Raw genomic sequence first — 2,146 nt, 5'->3', positions numbered from 1 at the left:
GTGCCGCCTGTTGAGTCATCAACATTCCTTACATCAGTGACATGTGCCGCATGGGGTTATCAACCTGCCGTAAACGCGTTGAAGGGGCACGGTGACGCGTTTACGAGCAGCCGCTGTGTACCCACAACATCGGCACCCACACGTGAAGGCTGCATAGGGAATTTCGCCGGTAGTGACGGGCGCACCCCTCCACGTCACCTCTTCCGCGCACCAGGCTTGTCACAGTGGTGGCTCGTTTCGTTCTCGCTCGTTTGCCTGATGAAAACGTTCGCGCAACCGTGTCCGGCGACACAGCCGGGCAAGGTTCGGCCACCAAACCGACATGACCAGCAGTCCGAGGCCCCTCTACGTCCCTTTTCATGGGCAGAGGTCGGGCGGCTGAGGAACACACCCACACCGCTGAGGTCGTCACTGAGGCCGCCAAACAGAGAGAAAGGCTGTTCTAGCCCATTCGGCTGCCGACTGGCTGTGGCACTTAGCATCGAAAGCGCCCTCCAAGCCTTTCCACCGATTCCATGAGCTGCGCGAATGTTCGGCTTTGAGGATAGTGGGACCAGGCGCGGGTAACCGTCGTGCCGGAGCACTAGGACGCTCTCCGAAAGGAAGGCCACCACTATGACCACACGTACGCGTGCGACACGCGGTCCCCGTACCCCGGTGCAGCAGGCGGTGGTGCTGGTCGGGCTGGTATTCCTGCTGGTGGGGGTACTGGGGTTCATCCCCGGGGTCACCACGGACTACGACAGCATGAAGTTCGCCTCCCACGACTCCGGCGCCGAACTCCTGGGGATCTTCCAGATCTCCGTCCTACACAACCTCGTTCACCTGGCGATCGGCGTCGCGGGCCTGGTCATGGCCCGGACCGCCTCCTCCGCCCGGACGTACCTGCTGGTCGGCGGCGCCGTCTACCTGATCCTGTGGCTGTACGGGCTGCTCGTCGGACACCACAGCAGCGCCAACTTCGTGCCGCTGAACACCGCTGACGACTGGCTGCACTTCGCCCTCGGCATCGGCATGATCGCGCTGGGCACGCTGCTCACCCGCCGGTCCGCCAGGACCGGCCTTGGCCGGTGATTCCGATGTCTCGCAGGAGGACGCGATAGATGGCCGCCGCCGGGATCGCCACCGGGCCCGCCGTTGCCGCGCGGCGCAGACGCACCGCGGCATAGTTCCGAGCCGCCACCCGAAGGGGACATCGACGCTTACCTGATGTCGGACCGTGAGGAGGAACGACCATGTCCAGGACCAGCGAAGACCAGAGCGCCGCAGAACTCGGCGGCCCTGGCAGCGTACTCGCGCGGCAACGGCGCGACCACGCCGAGATGAACCTGCTGATGGAGTACTACCAAAGCCTGGACCCTGGCCAAGGCCGTGAGAAGGTACTGAAGAACCTCCTCCAGCTCGTCTTCAGCCACGCGTTCGCTGAGGAAACCGTGCTGTGGCCGGCCGTGCGGCGCCATGTCGTGGACGGCGAGGAACTCACCGCCCTTGTGGAGGCGGAACACCAGCAGATCAACGACCTCACCACCGACATCGAGCGTCTCCCCTGCGGCGCTCCGGGGCGCGAGGAGAAGGTGAGGCAGGTCTTCGCCCTGATCCGTCAGGACATCAGGGATGAGGAGGACCAGATCCTGCCCCGGCTCCAGGTCAGTATCGACCCGGCCGCGCTCCGTCGGCTCGGCGCAGCCTGGGAGGCCGTACGCAGGAGCGCCCCGACACACCCGCACCCAGCCGTCCCCCGGCGCCCACCGGGCAACGCGCTCATGGGCCTGCCGCTGAGCTGCTACGACCGGGCACGGGACGCGATCGGCACGAGCGCCCACGGCCCCACGGTCGAAAGGGCGCTCGCCGGTCTTGCCGGCATCCTCCTCCTGGTCACCGCCGCGACCACCGTCATCGTGCACAAACGGCTGACCAAGGAGCGGTAGCGCCGACCGTGGTGCCTCGCATATGCCTTCCGCAGGTTAGCGCGGGGGGCGCACGAAAGGCTCTCATCGCAGATGTTCACGGTCGGTGTCGAAGAGGAGTACCTGCTGCTCGACCCGGCTACCGGGCTGCCCCTGCCCCGTGCCGACCAGGTACGCGCCGCCGCCGACCTGGCGCCGCTGGCGGACGAGAAGGAAGTGCAGTCCGAGCTCCTCCAGGC

Annotated in this window: 2 protein-coding genes and 1 pseudogene; all 3 read left to right on the top strand. The window is 66.2% G+C overall.

Going from position 1 to position 2,146, the window contains the following annotated elements:
• The first annotated feature begins 615 nt into the window (after window positions 1-615).
• Complete coding sequence (locus QK440_RS41120) at window positions 616-1,074, top strand: DUF4383 domain-containing protein (RefSeq protein WP_282798377.1); 459 nt, start codon at window positions 616-618, stop codon at window positions 1,072-1,074.
• Window positions 1,075-1,235: 161 nt separating this feature from the next.
• Window positions 1,236-1,928, top strand: coding sequence for a hemerythrin domain-containing protein (locus QK440_RS41115; protein ID WP_282798376.1), 693 nt, complete (start codon window positions 1,236-1,238; stop codon window positions 1,926-1,928).
• Between the two features lie 72 nt (window positions 1,929-2,000).
• Window positions 2,001-2,146: pseudogene (locus QK440_RS41110) on the top strand (carboxylate--amine ligase); the annotation flags it as partial.

The organism is Streptomyces sp. CC224B, assembly GCF_030010595.1.
In the GTDB taxonomy this organism is placed as follows: domain Bacteria; phylum Actinomycetota; class Actinomycetes; order Streptomycetales; family Streptomycetaceae; genus Streptomyces; species Streptomyces longispororuber.
The sequence above is the reverse complement of the archived record's forward strand: the minus strand, read 5'-3'. Positions and strand labels throughout refer to the sequence as shown.

Bases quoted from the DNA above. Each gene is read 5' to 3' on its own strand.
- QK440_RS41120 (WP_282798377.1), top strand. From the start codon at position 616: ATGACCACACGTACGCGTGCGACACGCGGTCCCCGTACCCCGGTGCAG.
- QK440_RS41115 (WP_282798376.1), top strand. From the start codon at position 1,236: ATGTCCAGGACCAGCGAAGACCAGAGCGCCGCAGAACTCGGCGGCCCT.